Source organism: Streptomyces sp. NPDC041713 (assembly GCF_055591085.1).
In genome coordinates this window covers 224,539-238,097 of sequence record NZ_JBVIZY010000011.1, presented here as the reverse complement: position 1 = coordinate 238,097, position 13,559 = coordinate 224,539, and the positions used below count along the sequence as shown (strand labels likewise).

The window sequence follows — 13,559 nt, the reverse complement described above, 5'->3', positions numbered from 1 at the left end:
TCAGGGGCGCCAGTACAGCGCCGGATCCGGATGGTCGACGAAGCCCAAGTCCCGGTAGAGCGGCTCGCCTTCGGGTGAGGCGTACAGGTCCACGCGGGAAGCTCCTCGGTCGCGGAACCAGTCCTGCAGCGCCCCCATGATCGCGCGGCTGTGGCCCCGCCGTCGGTACGCCGGATCGGTGACCACGCCGATCACGTGGCCGACCCGGCCGTTGTGGTTGTGCGGGCCCGGGAACCACTGGTCCACCGTGCCGATGCCGCACGCCGCGAGGCCCTCCCCGCCGTCCACGACCAGGATGCACGCGGAGTCCGACGTGAGCTTCTCGCGCAGTACGGAGGCGAGTTCGCGGCGCCACGCGCTCTCTTCCGGCGACGGGTTGAAGTAATCGCCGCCGAGCGTCTCGAAGAGCAGCGCCCGCAGACGCACGAGCTCCGGCAGGTCCGCCTCCACGGCCGGGCGGACGTGGGTCCGGAGGCGGGTGCGGGGCATGGTGAGCTGTCCGGTGCATGCCGGTTGCTGATCGCTCGTGGGATCGCCGTGATCTCCGTGATCTCTCATGACGATCAGCCTCGTGTAAGCACCTTGTGCACAACAACCCTTACAAGGTGCTGGCCCCTTGGCGGCCACCGCTCGTGGGCCGTGTCCCGGATTCCGCGGGATCCGCGGGATCCTTCAGCTGCAGCCCGTTCTCCCAGATCGTGTTGAGCGTCGTGACGAGCCGCTCGTACGGAATCCGCTGCCCGAGCACGAACACCATGTAGGCCATGCGGCTCACCATCACGGACAGGGCGTGCGCGGTGACCAGCGGGTCCAGGCTCGGGTCCGCGCGGCCGTCCTCCTGCAGGGTCCGGATCAGCTTGGCGTTGCGCCGCGCGAAGGCGTTGCCGCGCTCGATGCGCAGCGCCATGAACTGCTCGTCGACCTGGGCGACTTGCTCGAACAGCGCCATGAGGCGGGCGTTCTTCTTGTACGCCCGCAAGTACTCGCGGTTCGACGCGTCGATGAGTTCGCGCGGATCGGTGATCCCGGTGCGCTCGCGCAGGTGCGGGTGGAGCATCTCCTCCTGCACCTGCTCGACGAGCGCCTGGAAGATCTCTTCCTTGCTGTTGAAGTACGTGTAGAACGACCCGGAGGCGACATGTGCCGCCTTGGAGATGTCCGCGATGCGCGCGTCCAGGTACCCGTCGCGTTCGAAGACCTCGCGGGCGGCGGCGATCAAAGCGTTGCGCGTCCTGACGCCGCGGGCGCTGCGAGGTGTGATCGGTTGCTTCTGACCGCCGTCCGCGGCCGGGGCCTGGGCAGCCACCGCTATCCATTCACTGTCGGTCGAACCTGTACGTATCGGTGGCAGCGGATGGTATCAGCCGACCTCGGAGAGGAACTCCAGGAGAGCGGCGTTCACCTCGTCGGGCCGCTGCTGCTGGATCCAGTGGCCCGCGCCGTCGATCACGAGCGTGCCGCGCCGGTCGGTGAGCATCCGGTCCAGATCCTTCGCCGGCATGAACTGGGCGACCGGGTCCTTGGAGCCGGTCACGAACAGGGAGGGCTGCGTGATGCGGCGCTCGGCGAGATGCTCGGTGAGGGTCCAGTTGCGGTCCAGGTTGCGGTAGTAGTTGAGGCCGCCGCTGAAGCCGGTCGCCTCGAACGTGTCGACGTAGTAAGCGAGTTCGTCGGCGTCGAGCCACGGCGGGGGATTCAACTCGCCCTCTTCGATCTCGGTCCTCGCGGCCCACCGTGCGGAGTAGATCTCCTTCGTCACGAGGGTCCGGCGCACATCGCGCCGCAGGGCCTCGTCGGCGACTCCCTGCTCCTGGAACCACACCATGTAGAAGTCGTCGCCGAGCCGCTCGCGCAGGATCGGCAGCGGCGGCGCCGGGGCCCGCCGGCTCACCGGCACGCTCATCCCGGCCACCGCGCGCACCCGCTCCGGGTGGGCCAGGGCCATCTGCCACACCACGTTGGCGCCCCAGTCATGCCCCACGAACACCGCGTCGTCCGCGCCCACGTCGTCGAGGATCGCGGCCAGGTCGCCGCAGAGCGACAGGATGTCGTACGCGTCGACGTCGGCCGGCCGTGAGCTCCCGCCGTATCCCCGCATGTCCGGGACGAGGACGCGGTACCCCGCTTCCGCCAGCGCGAAGAGCTGGTGACGCCATGAGAAGGCCAGCTCCGGGAAGCCGTGGCAGAGCACCACCGGAGGCCGGCCCGGCCGCCCCTCCCCGTGGTCGAAGACCCGGAGCGTGACATCGCCCGAGGTCACCTCGCGGGTCGCGACCCGCTCCCACTCGGCGATGGAAATGTGCTGCCTCATATGCGGAGCTCCTCGGCTGGTCGCGTCAGGACGTACACCATGCCGGACACCCTGCCGACCAAGATCGTCGAACACAAGGTCCTGGCTCATCCGTGGTCCGAAGCGAAGAGATCAGGATGATGTCGGAAGCCGGGATCGTCCACTTCGACAGCCACATCCTGAGTCCGCCGGTGACCGACGCCGCTCAATGGCTCCGCCCTGCCGGCGGACCGGTTCCGCGCGGCGCGGCTCGACGCGGCGTTCGACAGCGGCGGTCCGGACCCCCGCGAGGACCGCCACCACGAACCCTTGAACCTGAACCCGGATTCAATTACGTTGACCGGACCCGAGGCGAGCAAAGGTGCGGTGCGATGACTGGCGTGCGGACGCGCGGTGCGGTCCTGTTCGACTTCGGCGGGGTGCTCACCGCGAGTGTCGTCGCCGCCTTCGAGGAGCTCGGCCGTGAACTCGCCGACGAACCACGCCTGTTGCTCCGCGTGCTCGCCAAGGACGAGGAGGGCGGCGCCCTGCTCGTGGCGCACGAAGAGGGCCGCATCGGCGAGCGGGAGTTCGAGGACGGCCTCGCCGTACGCCTGCGTGCGCACGGGGCCGCCGTCGAGGGACCTGGCCTGGTCCGGCGCCTCCAGGCCCGGCTCCGCCCGGACCCCGCCATGATCGCCCTGGTGGCCCGGGTCCGGGCCGGCGGCTACCGGGCCGGACTCCTCTCGAACTCCCTCGGCGACGACTGCTACGCGGGCTTCGACCTGCCCGCGATGTTCGACGCCGTGACCGTCTCCCGGGAGATCGGCGTGCGCAAACCCTCGCGGCGTGCGTACGCCCTCGCCTGCGAGCACCTCGGCGTACGCCCGCAGGACACCGTGATGGTCGACGACCTGCCCCAGAACATCGCGGCGGCGGAGCGGCTCGGCATCGCCGGAGTGGTGCACCGCGACGCCGCCACCACGACCGCCGAACTGGCACGGCTCCTCGGGCCCACGGCCCACCTGTGAGACTCATCCGACCAAGACCGCTGGAGGACCCGTGTTCGACGTGACCGACCGCGCCAAGGAATACCAGGAGAGGCTGCTCGCCTTCATGGACGAGCACGTCTACCCCGCAGAGGCGGTGTACGAGGAACAGATGGCGCAGGCGGGCGACCCGCACTTCCAGCCGCCGGTCCTCGAGGAGCTGAAGGCCGAGGCGAGGCGGCAGGGCCTGTGGAACCTCTTCCACCCGCACCCGGAGTGGGGTCCCGGCCTGACCAACCTGGAGTACGCGCCGCTCGCCGAGATCATGGGCCGCAGCGCGCACCTCGCCCCCGAGGCGACCAACTGCAACGCGCCGGACACCGGCAACATGGAGGTCCTCACGCTCTTCGGCACGGAGGAGCACAAGGAGAAGTGGCTCAAGCCGCTGCTCGCCGGCGAGATCGCCTCCGCGTTCGCGATGACCGAGCCCGCGGTCGCCAGCTCCGACGCCCGCAACATCGAGATGCGGATGGTCCGTGACGGCGACGAGTACGTCCTCAACGGCCGCAAGTGGTGGACCTCGAACGCCCTGCACCAGAACTGCCGCGTCCTGATCGTCATGGGCAAGACCGACCCGGACGGGCCCGGCCATCGCCAGCAGAGCATGATGGTGGTCCCGCTCGACACCCCGGGCGTCACCGTCCTGCGCGGGTTGCCGGTCTTCGGCTACCAGGACCGCGAAGGCCACGCCGAGGTGCTCTTCGAGGACGTACGGGTGCCGCGCACCGCCCTGCTCGCGGGCGAGGGCGACGGCTTCATGATCAGCCAGGCCCGGCTCGGTCCCGGCCGCATCCACCACTGCATGCGCACCATCGGGATGGCGGAACGCGCCCTGGACCTGATGATCGACCGCGCTCAGTCACGTACGACGTTCGGCGCACCCCTGTCCGACCGGGCCAACGTCCAGGACTGGATCGCCGAGTCCCGGGTCGAGATCGAGATGGTTCGCCTGCTCACGCTCAAGGCCGCCCACCTGATGGACACCGTCGGGAACAAGGAGGCCCGCACCGAGATCGCCGCGATCAAGGTGGCCGCCCCCGAGGTCGCCCTCAAGGTCGTCGACCGCGCCATCCAGGTGCACGGCGGCGCGGGCGTCAGCGACGACTTCCCGCTCGCCAGCATGTACGCCCACCTGCGCACGCTGCGCCTCGCCGACGGCCCCGACGAGGTGCACAAGCGCACCATCGCGGTACGTGAACTGCGGCGCCGCGAGGCCGAGCGGAGCGCACGATGAGCGACTCCCTGCAGGGAAAGGTCGCCGTCGTCACGGGCGCCTCGCGGGGCATCGGACTCGCCGCGGCCGCCGCCCTACGGGACCGGGGTGCGCAGGTCGTCATCACCTCGCGCAGCGAGGAGCGCGCCAAGGAAGCGGCCGCTGAACTCGGCGGCGGCGTCACGGGGTTCGGCGCCCACGCCACCGACGAGGACGCCGCCCGCGCCTGCGTCGACCACACCCTCGCGACGTACGGACGGCTCGACGTCCTGGTCAACAACGCCGGTACGAACCCGGCGTACGGCCCGGTCATCGACCAGGACCACGGGCGCTTCGCCAAGACGATGGACGTCAACCTGTGGGCGCCGATCCTCTGGACGTCGCTCGCGGTGAAGGCGTGGATGGGGGAGCACGGCGGTTCCGTCGTCAACACCGCGTCGATCGGCGGCCTTTCGGTGGCGCGGGACGTCGGCATCTACCACGTCTCCAAGGCCGCGCTCCTTCACCTCACCCGTCAACTCGCCCTGGAACTGGGCCCGAAGGTCCGCGTCAACGCCATCGCCCCCGGCGTCGTACGCACCAGGCTCGCCGAGGCGCTGTGGCAGGAGAACGAGGCGAAGGTCGCCGCGGCCACGCCACTGGGCCGCATCGGCGAACCGGAGGACCTGGGGGAGGCCGTGGCGTTCCTCGCGGGGGACGGCGCGCGCTGGATCACCGGGGAGACCCTGGTGGTCGACGGCGGACAGCTCCTGGGGTCGGGGCCGCTGTGACGGGCGACGGCGGGTGACGGAGTGACGCACGGCGGGTGACGCGGTGACGGGTGGCAGAGTGACGCACGGCGGGTGACGGGGTGACGGGTGACGGCGGGTGACGAACGGCGGGTGCTGGGCGGCGTCAGACCGGCAGTCGCCGCCCCAGGCGCGCCAGCGGGGACAGGGCCATGCACACCGGGGACAGCGCGAGCCCGGCGGCGGCCACCAGTAGGCCGCGCCGCAGACCCCACGCGTCGGCCAGCACGCCGCCGAGCAGCGACCCGAGCGGAGTCAACCCCATGCCGACGAGGTTGATGGTCGCGACCACCCGGCCCTGGAGCCGGACCGGCGTGACGGCCTGGCGCACGGCCATCAGGGCGACGTTGACCAACTGACCGCAGGCGCCGAAGACGAAGTTGACGCCCACGAGCAGCCAGACCGTCGTCGCGGTGGAGCCGTGCGCGAGGGGGACACAGAGCATCACGCCGTCGGCGAGCACGGCCGCGACCACCAGGACCCGCCCGTAGCCGTACCGACCGGGTAGCCGGGCGGCGAGCAGCGAACCCAGGATCGCGCCCGGCCCCGCCGCCGCGAGCGTCAGACCCACGACGGCGCCCGGCAGCCGCAGTTCGCGCGGCAGGAAGAGCAGATACACGGTCATCAGGGCGGCGAACGAGAACTGGAAGACGGCCGAGGCCAACCCCACCGCCCGCAGCGCGCGATGCCGGACGACGAAGCGGAGCCCTTCGCGTATCTGCCGCCGGACGGTGACCGACGGTTGCGGGGGAGTGGGCACGGCTTCCTCGCGGCGGATGCGCCCCAGGGACAGCGCGGACAGCGCGAAGAAGAGACCGCTCGCCGCCGCCGCGGCCGGCGCCGACAGCAGCGATACCAGCGTGCCGCCGAGCGCGGGCCCACCGATCTGCGCGGCGGACCTGCTGCCCTCGAGGGCACTGTTGCCCCGCGCCAACTCCGCGCGAGGCAACAGGCGTACGAGGCTCGCCTGGTACGCCACGTCGAAGAACACCCCGAACACGCCCACCAAGAACACGGCGACGAACAGCACCGGCAGCCCTGGCGTGCCCAACAGATACGCGAGGGCGACGGCGGCCGGTACCAGTACGCGCCCGATGTCGGCCAGCACCATCACGTCACGGGCGCGGCGACGGTCCACCCACGCGCCGGCGAAGAGGGAGAAGAGCAGGATCGGCGCCTGCTCCACCGCACGCAGCGCGCCGAGCCGGCCGGTGGAGGCGTCGAGGGAGAGGACGGCGATGAGCGGCAGGACGATCCGGGTGGCCTGCGCGCCGAGCTGCGAGGCGGTCTGACCGGCCCAGAGCCGACGGAAGTCGGGATCGCGCAGCAGGGCATGGGAGGGACGGGAACGGGACGGCACGACAACCCCTTGCGGGAGCCGGGAGTAGCGGAGAAGGCTCGCTGTGCCGCCGTGGGTACGGGTCCGGGCAGGTGCCGCGCGGGTCTGCGCGGGTGCCACGGGTGCCGCGGGTGAAGGGCAGCACGCGGTGACGGGTCGAACGACCTGAACGTCAGCGCGTGCTCGGGCGACCGGGCATTTCTACTCCTCGCCGGGCTCGACTCCTCGCAGGGGCGGTGCTGCCGTGAGACTACCCGGGTGGGTGGCGCGGGCGAAGCGGATAACGCCCCCCGTACGAGAGGGCGTCGCCCGCTGTTCGCCCGGGTGTCACCTGCCGTCACCCCGGATCGGCGACCATTCATTCCGGTTGATCCATGTCGCGGTACCCCGAGGGGACAACGTTGCAACGCCCACGTCCAGGACGTACATACCAAAGAGGGAGAGCGCGCACGGCCGCCCTCTCCCTGACGGCCGTGCTGTCGCTCTCCCTGACGGGGTGCGGTGTCGCGGGACTCGGGGGCGACGACGGTGACGGCGAGGGGCGGGCCGCTGCCGGGGCGCCCGCCGTCGCGGGGATCGACTGCGCCGACACGGGCAGGGTGCAGGGGACCGGTTCGAGCGCCCAGCAGAACGCGATGCAGCACTGGATCAAGCAGTACCAGGGCGCGTGCCCGAGCGTGCGGATCGCGTACAACCCGATCGGGTCCGGGGCGGGCGGCGCCCAGTTCCTGCGCGGCGCCACCGCGTTCGGCGGCTCCGACAGCGCGCTGAAGTCCGAGGAGGCCGCGCTCTCGAAGGACGTATGCCGGGGCGGGCGGGCGATCGACCTGCCGATGGTCGGCGGACCCATCGCCATCGGGTACGACGTCCCCGGCGTCGACGACCTGGTTCTCGACGCGCCCACGCTCGCGAGGATCTTCGACCGGAAGATCACCACCTGGGACGACCCGGAGATCCGGCGCCTCAACCCCGGCACCGACCTGCCGTCGATGCCCGTACGCCCTGTCCACCGGTCCGACGACTCCGGGACCACCCAGAACTTCCAGGCCTACCTCGCGGGTGCGGCCCCCAAGGAGTGGCCGCACCCGGCGGGCAAGGCCTGGCAGGGGACGGGTGGCGCCTCGGCGAGCGGGTCGAGCGGCGTGGCGTCGGAAGTGACGTCGGGGTTCGGCGCCATCGGCTACTTCGAGCTGTCCTTCGCGCGGGCCCGCGAGATCAAGACCGTCGCCCTCGACACGGGCGCGCCCGCCCCGGTCGAGCCCACGCCCGCGACGGCGTCGACCGGGATCGCCCAGGCACGGGTCGCGGGCCGCGGCAACGACATGACGCTGAAGTTCCGTTACGGCGCCTCGACGCCGAATGCGTACCCCCTCGTCCAGGTCACCTACGAGATCGTCTGCGACAAGGGCAACCAGCGGCAGACCCTGCCCGCGCTGAAGTCGTTCCTCACGTACACGGCGAGCGAGGAGGGGCAGAAGGACCTGGCCCGGCTACACTACGCACCGCTGCCGGAGTCCGTCGCGGGGCAGGTGCGCGATGTGGTGGGCACGCTTTCCTGACTGGTGAGGACGCACGGGTGCGTTTGAGTACCCGTACTCATGATCGGCTCGCCCGGTTCACGCAGGCTGGGGTCACAAGCCGAAGTCGAGGAAGGGAGCCAACCGTGACCAGGGCAGTGAACAGGGGCAATCGAATTCGTCCGGTCTCGCGCGTGATCGGAAGCCGTCCGGTGCGATCCCGCCAGGTGCGATCCGTCGTGGGGCTCGCGCTGGCGGGCGTGACGGCCGCGGTGCTCACCGGCTGTTCCACGGAGGACGCGATCTGCGGCGGCGGGGAGTATCCGGTCCTGAGGGTGGGAAGCAGCGGATCCGCGTGCGCCCCCAAGGGGGAGGAGCCGCCCAAGGGGTACGCACGCTATCCGGAGGGCAAGGTCCCGGAGCATGTCGGGGACAAGTGGGATACGTACTGGGAGACGCACACGGTCGACAAGGACGGGAAGATCGTCAAGCTCAAGGACGGCCAGTGAGTGTCGGACGGCGGGCCGGAGTGGGGCCGGCCGTTCAGCCCTGACGGGGTGCGGGAGCGGTGATCTTTTCGGCGTGCTATCGGTGCGCGGTGCGGCGTCGGCCCGTCGATGCCGCGAGGTCGAAGTCCCCAGCACCTGGACTCTTCGGGGAGCGCAGGACGACAGCGGCAAGGAGGAGCCCGAGCACCTCCACTCCTGCGGCGACGACGAAGGACACCTGGTAGCGCCCGTGGCGGCTTCGACGGGGTCCCGGCCCTCGCGCGCGTCGAGTACGACCGGGGTGGGGGCGAGTCGGCCGCGTGAGTGGGTGAGCGAACGAGGGCGTGCCTACCGTCTGCCCGCGGTGCAGAGGCCTCGACCGTCGGCTCGGCGGCTGGCCTGAAGCACTCGCCGAGCGCTGCGGTTCGCAACTCAGTGCGACTCGTGGGTGTGAGCGTCTCCTCAGCGGGCACTCGACTGGTGGGTCCCGCCGTGTCTCCCCCGTCGCGGCGGGGCCTGCTGCGTGTCGTGGCGGGGCAGGACGGTGGGGTCAGACCGCCGTCAGGCGCGTTCGCGGTACGTCGACGCGGTCGCCGCGACGATCAGCGTGGTGGCCAGCAGGGGCCAGCAGATGCCATGGTGCAGGACGAGCCACGCGCCCGGGACGGCGCCCACGATCATCGCGCTCACGGCGATGCTCCGGCGCGCCGCCCGCCGGTCGACGCCGCCCGCGAGCCGGGAGTCGGCGGCGAGCCCCGCCAGCGTGCGCGTCACGACCGTCGTACTCATGCCAGGCACGGCCAGCCGGCCCATCGTGCCGTTCCGCATCCCCATCGCGACGGCGATCAGGGCGATCACCGGATACGGCGGTGTGCCCCCGGCCGCGAAGGCGACGGTCGTCGCGACGCCGAGGAGGGCGGCCTCGCACCACACCGCCGCGCGGACCCACGGCACCCGATGCCGGCCCCGGAACGCGTTGGCGAGCCGGCCCGCTGCCACCGCGCCGACGAGGAAAGCCGCCAGGGAGACGACGGAGCCCGTGACGGAGAAGCCGGGCGCACCGGCCAGGGCGAAGCCGACGATGACGATGTTGCCCGTCATGTTGGCCGTGAAGACCCGGCCGAGCCCCAGGTAGCAGAGGGCGTCGACGAGCCCGCTGACCACCGTCAGGGCGATGAGCACCAGCGACAAGGGGTGGCCGTCGCCGTTCTCTGCGGTCGGTACGTCGCGGTTGCCGCGGTGAGTCGTCATGTCGACGTTCTACCTCGACGGTCCGCGGCGGCTCCGGTGCGCCGCACCGAGTTCACGGTGGTTCCGGCGGGACGGCGCGCCTTTGTTCCGACCCGCCACACCTCGCTGCCGCGCGCCGCACCCTCGACTCGGTGGGTTTGGCCCAACGCGCGTCGGCTACCCGTGCGGGACCGAAGGGAGGGGTTCCGTGACCGCCACGACACCCTCACCGGCCGTCGGCGCGGCGCCGGGCGCGGTGCATGACGCGGTGCGCGACGCGTCCGTCACCATGCCCGTCGCCCCGCCGCAGCCGCGGGAGGAGCTCAGCCGGCAGGATCTCGTCCGCTACCTGGAGGACCGCTTCGCCTGCGCGCAGGCCTGCGACGACTGCGTACGCGCGTGCCTCGGCCGCAGGGGCCCCGCGGAGTGGGGAGACGAGCCGCGCCTCAACACCGCCTGCGCGGACGTGTGCGAGGCGACGTCCCGTGTCCTCGCCGAACAGAGCGACCAGGACGAACAGCGGGTCCGGATGCAGGTCGAGTGGTGCCGCACGATCTGTCTCCAGTGCGCGGCCCTCAGCGCCCTCCGCCCCGCCTCCGCCCTCTGCGCGGAAGCCTGCCGCCGCTGCGCGCAGGCCTGCGACGACTTGCTGACGACCCTGGGCTGACGACGATTCCCCGCACATTCGGACACGGGGCGGGGGCGGGGCGTGCTCGAATGAAGGATGACTTCGTTCTGGACGGGCGGGCGGATACGCCTGCGGGGGATCGAGCCCGACGACTGGACCGCGTTCATGGGCTTCACCGCGGACGAGGAGGGGCTCGGAGACGTGATCCAGCCTCCGCGCTCCGCCGAGAGCTTTCGCGCATGGGTGAGGGAACAGGCCGTGGCCGGCTCCGACGGTGACTGCTTCGGGCTGGCCGTCGAAGCCGTCGATACGGGGGAGGCGGTCGGCGTCATCGGCTCGCGCATGGCCGACCCGCGCTCGGGCTGGTTCGAGTACGGCATCACGTTGGGCGCGGAACACCGGCGCAAGGGCTACGCGACGGAAGCGGTGGTGACCCTGCTGCGCTACATGTTCGCCGAGCGGCGTTACCACCGCTGTCAGGTGCGGATCTTCGCCCACAACGAGGCGTCGCTGGCCCTGCACCGCCGGCTCGGCTTCGTCGAGGAGGGGCGTCTGCGCGATCACGTGTTCTTCGCCGGCGAGTACCACGACCTCGTGATGATGGGCACGCTCGCCGACGAGTTCGCCGCCCGGCACGCCCTGCGCTGACTCCGCGAGCCGCGAGCCGCGAGCCGCGAGCCGGGGGCGGGGGACAACTCGGCTCGACCGGCCATTCCCTATTTCTGGAACGGGTTCTACTGTGTGCGCCGTCGGATCCGGACCGCGCGGCGAGCATCCAGCCGGACGAACCGGCGGCCGGCAGGGGCTGGTCGCCGGACGCGCCAGTGGTCGGAGACACCAGGAGACCTGGAGGGGCCGTGCACCTCGAATACACGCCTGAGCAGCAGCAGTTGCGCACCGAGCTGCGTGCGTACTTCGCCGAGCTGGTGCCCGACAACGCCTACGCGCGGTACGGGGAGCCGGCCGCCCAGAAGCGTTTCTACCGGGAGACCATCCGGCGTCTCGGGTCGGACGGCTGGCTCGGGGTGGGCTGGCCCAAGGAGTACGGCGGGCGCGGGCTCACGCCGATGGAGCAGTTCATCTTCTTCGACGAGGCGGCCCAGGCGGGCGTCCCGTTGCCGCTGATGGCCCTGAACACCGTCGGCCCGACGATCATGCAGTTCGGTACGGACGAGCAGAAGGCGTACTTCCTGCCGCGCGTCCTCTCCGGCGAACTCGACTTCGCCATCGGCTACAGCGAGCCCGACGCCGGCACCGACCTCGCGTCCCTCAAGACGAAGGCCGTCCGGGAGGGCGACGAGGAGACCGGCCACTACATCGTCAACGGGCAGAAGATCTGGACCACCAACGGCGACACCGCCGACTGGGTCTGGCTCGCCGTCCGCACCACCGTGCCCGAAGAGGGCGTACCGCCGCACAAGGGCATCACCATGCTCCTGGTCCCGACGAGCGACCCCGGCTACTCCTGCACCGTCATCAACACCCTTGCCTCGCACGACACCACCGCCAGCTACTACGAGAACGTCCGCGTCCCCGCCTCCCGGCGCGTGGGCGAGGAGAACAAGGGCTGGCGCCTGATCACCAACCAGCTCAACCACGAGCGCGTCACCCTCGCCGCCCACGGCACCATGGCGATCCGCGCCTGCCACGACGTGCAGCGCTGGGCCATGGACACGAAGCTCGCCGACGGCCGCCGCGTCATCGACCTCGGCTGGGTCCGCCAGCGCCTCGCGCGCACCCACACCAAGCTCGACGCGATGAAGCTCCTCAACTGGCAGATGGTGAACGCCGTCCACGAGGGCACCCTCACCCCCCAGGACGCCTCCGCCGTCAAGGTCTACGGCTCCGAGGCGCGCCGTGACGCGTACGCCTGGCTCATGGAGATCGTGGCCGCGGCCGGCGCCCTGAAGGAGGGCTCGGCGGGCGCGGTCCTCCACGGCGAGTTGGAGCGCGGCTACCGCTCGGCCGTGATCTTCACCTTCGGCGGCGGCAACAACGAGATCCAGCGCGAGATCATCTCGTGGATCGGGCTGGGGATGCCGAGGGTCCGCCGCTGAGAGCTCGCGCGTGGCTGGCACCTCCTGAGGGCTCCAGCCCTGGGTGCCCCTGGGAAGCCTTCGTCGCAGCCTGCCCCGTCGCGCCACCGTCGCCGGCAACTCCCGGCCCGCCGGGGGTGGTTGCTTCCGGTGGACGCGGCTCCCCGCCACCCCCGGTCACCACCGCCTCCCTCCGCCCCACTAATCTTCGTACGCATGACCGAATCCTCAACGGCTGAGAGACGCGCGACCGAGAGCGCGAGACCGCCGGCCCGCCGCGTCTTATGGTTCGCCGCCGGCATCACCGTGTCTCTGCTCGTCGCCGACCTCGCCACCCGCGCGTACAACCACTACGACTCCATCCCGACCATCCGCCGACTGGTGAACGTCGACGTCGAGGCCAATCTGGCCACCTGGTGGAACAGCACGCTGCTGCTGGCCGTGGCGGGCATGGCGCTGATCGCCGCCCTGCTCAGCGGGGGCGCGGCGCGGCCGGGGCGGCTGTCCTGGCTGGGGCTCACCGCCGCGACCGCACTGCTCAGCGTCGACGAGACCGTCTCGCTGCACGAGCGCCTCGGTGAGGTCGGCCGGTCGTGGAAGCGGTGGGCCGGAGGTTCGCTCCCCACGCACGCCTGGATCCTGCCGGGCGCGGTCCTCGCGGCGGTGGGCACCGTGTGTGCCGTGCTGTGGGCGCGGAGGCTGCCGCGCACCCTGCGGCGCGGGATCCTGGGCGCACTTGCCGTGTATCTGGGAGGCGCCCTCCTGGCCGAGGCGTTCAACGGCTGGGCGAACGAACACAGTTACAACACCGTGCTCATGCTGGGCACGATCGTGGAGGAGGGGCTGGAGATGGGCGGCTGCCTCGTGGCCCTCGCCGTACTCGGCCGGTACGTGGTGCTGGAGCGCGACCCCGCGTCGGGGCGGGCGGCGGTACGGCTGCGGGACAGCGGCTAGCCGAGCAGCCGGAGCCCCGTAGGGCCGGCCCCAGGGAGTGGGGCGCGA

At 71.4% G+C, this 13,559-nt stretch carries 14 protein-coding genes; 9 read left to right on the top strand and 5 right to left on the bottom strand.

Annotated elements, in window-relative coordinates; genetic code table 11:
- The 3 genes from ACZ6CV_RS29590 to ACZ6CV_RS29580 are packed head-to-tail and all read right to left on the bottom strand — an operon-like array spanning window position 1 to window position 2,311.
- On the bottom strand, window positions 1–558 hold the full coding sequence (locus ACZ6CV_RS29590) for a GNAT family N-acetyltransferase (RefSeq protein ID WP_469253898.1): 558 nt from the start codon (window positions 556–558) through the stop codon (window positions 1–3).
- A gap of 40 nt (window positions 559–598) precedes the next feature.
- Window positions 599–1,306: a TetR/AcrR family transcriptional regulator gene (locus ACZ6CV_RS29585; RefSeq protein WP_469253896.1), complete on the bottom strand. Its 708-nt coding sequence runs from the start codon at window positions 1,304–1,306 to the stop codon at window positions 599–601.
- Window positions 1,307–1,360: 54 nt separating this feature from the next.
- Window positions 1,361–2,311, bottom strand: a complete 951-nt coding sequence (locus ACZ6CV_RS29580) for an alpha/beta fold hydrolase (protein WP_469253894.1) — start codon at window positions 2,309–2,311, stop codon at window positions 1,361–1,363.
- A gap of 350 nt (window positions 2,312–2,661) precedes the next feature.
- Between ACZ6CV_RS29580 and ACZ6CV_RS29575 the strand changes: the two genes are divergently transcribed.
- From ACZ6CV_RS29575 to ACZ6CV_RS29565, 3 genes are read left to right on the top strand one after another with little or no spacing between them, the layout of a single operon-like run.
- Window positions 2,662–3,300, top strand: a complete 639-nt coding sequence (locus tag ACZ6CV_RS29575; protein WP_469253893.1) for an HAD family hydrolase — start codon at window positions 2,662–2,664, stop codon at window positions 3,298–3,300.
- Between the two features lie 31 nt (window positions 3,301–3,331).
- Entirely contained in the window at window positions 3,332–4,552 is a 1,221-nt protein-coding gene (locus ACZ6CV_RS29570; RefSeq protein WP_469253891.1) for an acyl-CoA dehydrogenase family protein, read from the top strand.
- Complete coding sequence (locus ACZ6CV_RS29565; protein ID WP_469253890.1) at window positions 4,549–5,301, top strand: SDR family oxidoreductase; 753 nt, start codon at window positions 4,549–4,551, stop codon at window positions 5,299–5,301. Before ACZ6CV_RS29570 ends, ACZ6CV_RS29565 begins: the two co-directional genes overlap by 4 nt.
- Before the next feature lie 124 nt (window positions 5,302–5,425).
- On the opposite strand, the gene ACZ6CV_RS29560 is transcribed toward ACZ6CV_RS29565, so the two are convergent.
- Window positions 5,426–6,679: an MFS transporter gene (locus ACZ6CV_RS29560; RefSeq protein ID WP_469253888.1), complete on the bottom strand. Its 1,254-nt coding sequence runs from the start codon at window positions 6,677–6,679 to the stop codon at window positions 5,426–5,428.
- A gap of 452 nt (window positions 6,680–7,131) precedes the next feature.
- Between ACZ6CV_RS29560 and pstS the strand changes: the two genes are divergently transcribed.
- Together pstS and ACZ6CV_RS29550 are read left to right on the top strand one after the other, a co-directional pair.
- Window positions 7,132–8,217, top strand: a complete 1,086-nt coding sequence (pstS, locus tag ACZ6CV_RS29555; protein ID WP_469253886.1) for a phosphate ABC transporter substrate-binding protein PstS — start codon at window positions 7,132–7,134, stop codon at window positions 8,215–8,217.
- A 185-nt stretch (window positions 8,218–8,402) separates the two neighbouring features.
- Window positions 8,403–8,684, top strand: coding sequence for an SCO0607 family lipoprotein (locus tag ACZ6CV_RS29550; RefSeq protein WP_469253885.1), 282 nt, complete (start codon window positions 8,403–8,405; stop codon window positions 8,682–8,684).
- A gap of 540 nt (window positions 8,685–9,224) precedes the next feature.
- Here the strand turns inward: ACZ6CV_RS29550 and ACZ6CV_RS29545 are convergent.
- Window positions 9,225–9,914 (bottom strand): YoaK family protein, encoded by a 690-nt coding sequence (locus ACZ6CV_RS29545; protein WP_469253883.1) that lies wholly within the window; start codon window positions 9,912–9,914, stop codon window positions 9,225–9,227.
- Between the two features lie 187 nt (window positions 9,915–10,101).
- On the opposite strand from ACZ6CV_RS29545, the gene ACZ6CV_RS29540 reads away from it, so the two are divergent.
- From ACZ6CV_RS29540 to ACZ6CV_RS29525, 4 genes are all read left to right on the top strand, one after another.
- Window positions 10,102–10,560, top strand: a complete 459-nt coding sequence (locus tag ACZ6CV_RS29540; RefSeq protein ID WP_469253882.1) for a four-helix bundle copper-binding protein — start codon at window positions 10,102–10,104, stop codon at window positions 10,558–10,560.
- A gap of 57 nt (window positions 10,561–10,617) precedes the next feature.
- The gene (locus ACZ6CV_RS29535) at window positions 10,618–11,169 is read left to right on the top strand and encodes a GNAT family N-acetyltransferase (protein ID WP_469253880.1); all 552 of its coding nucleotides are present in this window, start codon (window positions 10,618–10,620) and stop codon (window positions 11,167–11,169) included.
- 209 nt (window positions 11,170–11,378) lie between these two features.
- The gene (locus ACZ6CV_RS29530; protein WP_362362135.1) at window positions 11,379–12,578 is read left to right on the top strand and encodes an acyl-CoA dehydrogenase family protein; all 1,200 of its coding nucleotides are present in this window, start codon (window positions 11,379–11,381) and stop codon (window positions 12,576–12,578) included.
- A gap of 285 nt (window positions 12,579–12,863) precedes the next feature.
- Window positions 12,864–13,511, top strand: a complete 648-nt coding sequence (locus tag ACZ6CV_RS29525; RefSeq protein WP_469253878.1) for a hypothetical protein — start codon at window positions 12,864–12,866, stop codon at window positions 13,509–13,511.
- The last annotated feature ends 48 nt before the right edge of the window (window positions 13,512–13,559 follow it).

Bases quoted from the DNA above. Each gene is read 5' to 3' on its own strand.
- ACZ6CV_RS29590 (WP_469253898.1), bottom strand. From the start codon at position 558: ATGAGAGATCACGGAGATCACGGCGATCCCACGAGCGATCAGCAACCG.
- ACZ6CV_RS29580 (WP_469253894.1), bottom strand. From the start codon at position 2,311: ATGAGGCAGCACATTTCCATCGCCGAGTGGGAGCGGGTCGCGACCCGC.
- ACZ6CV_RS29575 (WP_469253893.1), top strand. From the start codon at position 2,662: ATGACTGGCGTGCGGACGCGCGGTGCGGTCCTGTTCGACTTCGGCGGG.
- ACZ6CV_RS29565 (WP_469253890.1), top strand. From the start codon at position 4,549: ATGAGCGACTCCCTGCAGGGAAAGGTCGCCGTCGTCACGGGCGCCTCG.
- ACZ6CV_RS29545 (WP_469253883.1), bottom strand. From the start codon at position 9,914: ATGACGACTCACCGCGGCAACCGCGACGTACCGACCGCAGAGAACGGC.
- ACZ6CV_RS29535 (WP_469253880.1), top strand. From the start codon at position 10,618: ATGACTTCGTTCTGGACGGGCGGGCGGATACGCCTGCGGGGGATCGAG.